Here is a 2,126-nt window from a genome sequence, read left to right on the forward strand (position 1 = left end):
CGAGTGGCGCGAGGCGGCGCTGTTCTCCCGCGACACGCTCCTGGCGGGCGATATCGTCGACGGCCCCGCCATCGTGGCGGAGAAGAGCGGCACGACCGTGGTTGAGCCCGGCTGGCAGGCGCAGATGACCTCGCAGGGCAACCTCGTACTCACGCGCGTGGTGCCACGCGCATCGCAACGGGGGCTTGGCACGCAGGCGGATCCGGTGCGCCTCGAAATCTTCAACAACCTGTTCATGTCGATCGCCGAGCAGATGGGGCTGCGTCTGCAGAACACGGCGTATTCGGTCAACATCAAGGAACGCCTGGACTTCTCGTGCGCGCTTTTCGACCGACACGGCAACCTCATTGCCAATGCACCGCACATGCCGGTGCATCTTGGATCGATGGGCGAGAGTATCAAGACGGTCATCGAAGGCAATCGCGGCAAAATGCGCGACGGCGACGTCTTCATGCTCAACGATCCGTATCACGGCGGCACGCACCTGCCGGACGTCACCGTGATTACGCCCGTGTTCGTGAACGACGACGCACAGGGCGCGGCCGAGCCGCTGTTCTACGTGGGCTCGCGGGGGCATCACGCCGACATCGGCGGCATCACCCCGGGGTCGATGCCGCCCGATTCGACGCACGTCGAGGAAGAGGGCGTGCTGATCGACAACTGGCAACTGGTCGCCGCCGGTGAACTGCGCGACCGCGAGACGCGCGCACTGCTCGCCGGCGCCCGCTACCCGGCACGCAACATCGATCAGAACATGGCGGACCTGCGCGCACAGGTGGCGGCCAACCAGAAGGGCGTGGACGAGCTGCGCCGCATGGTGGGCGAGTTCGGACGCGACGTCGTGCTGGCCTACATGGGACACGTGCAGGACAACGCGGAGGCCGCCGTGCGACGCGTGATCGGCGCGCTCTCCGACGGGCAATATCGATATGCGCTCGACAACGGCGCCGAGATCCACGTGGCGATTCGCGTGGATCGGGCAACGCAGAGCGCGACGATCGACTTCACGGGCACCTCGGCACAGTTGCCGAACAACTTCAACGCGCCGCGCGCCGTTTGCATGGCCGCCGTGCTGTACGTCTTCCGCACGCTGGTCGATGACGACATTCCCCTGAACGCCGGTTGCCTGAAGCCACTGACGGTGATCGTGCCGCAGGGGTCCATGCTCAATCCCGTTTATCCGGCGGCGGTGGTGTCGGGCAACGTGGAAACGTCATCGGCCATCACCAACGCACTTTACGGTGCGCTGGGACGGGTTGCGTCGAGTCAGGGAACGATGAACAACTTCACGTTCGGCAACGAGACATACCAGTATTACGAAACCATCGCGGGCGGAAGCGGGGCCGGTGACGGCTTCCACGGCGCCGACGCCGTGCAGACCCACATGACGAATTCGCGACTGACGGACCCGGAGGTGCTGGAGTGGCGCTATCCCGTGCGTCTGGAGAGCCACAGGATTCGCGTGGGGTCGGGCGGCAAGGGCCGCTGGCACGGCGGCAACGGCGCCGTACGCCGCATCCGGTTCCTCACACCGATGACGGCGTCGATCCTCTCGAACAACCGCGTGCATGCGCCGTTCGGTGCCCAGGGCGGCGCGGTGGGGGCGCTGGGTGCGAACTACGTCGAACGCGTAGACGGGACGCGCGAGCCGTTGGCACATATCGGGCGTACGCAGATGCGGCCTGGCGATATCTTCGTCGTCGAAACGCCGGGCGGCGGCGGCTTCGGCGCGGCGTGAGCGCGCCGGCGCAAGCGCGGTAGACGGTGCGCATCGTGCAACGCGATGCGCGCGGTCTCGCCGACGCCGGAAATTCCGGGAGCTATGGGAAACGGATGAAGCGTGGCCGGTTCCCGGAAGGATTGACGGGCTTTGCAAAGGCGCCCGTGAGGGACCTCCGTACGATGCCGCTGTCGTGAATGACGACAGTTACGCACGGAGGTTTCCTCAATGTCCGCATCGTCGCAGCACTCCCATGCCGGATCGCGCATCCCGCCGCGCTCCGATTCCCCGCCTGCCGTTGCCGCCGGCGCGAAGTCCCTGCCGGCTCCTGCCGCATCGTCGCTGTCTTCCGACCCCGCGTCTTCCGGGGCTTCCTCGTCTTCATCTTCGTCCTCGTTTTCGTCCT

At 66.2% G+C, this 2,126-nt stretch carries 2 protein-coding genes; both read left to right on the top strand.

What is annotated here, in order from left to right; genetic code table 11:
• On the top strand, nt 1-1,738 hold a 1,738-nt coding region (locus tag W930_RS0125020; protein ID WP_028731410.1), incomplete at its 5' end, for a hydantoinase B/oxoprolinase family protein.
• A gap of 179 nt (nt 1,739-1,917) precedes the next feature.
• Nucleotides 1,918-2,126: hypothetical protein (locus tag W930_RS30955; RefSeq protein WP_235195585.1), on the top strand; the 209-nt coding region annotated here is incomplete at its 3' end.

Origin of the sequence: Pandoraea sp. E26 (assembly GCF_000681415.1) — a bacterium.
GTDB classification, from domain to species: domain Bacteria; phylum Pseudomonadota; class Gammaproteobacteria; order Burkholderiales; family Burkholderiaceae; genus Pandoraea; species Pandoraea pnomenusa.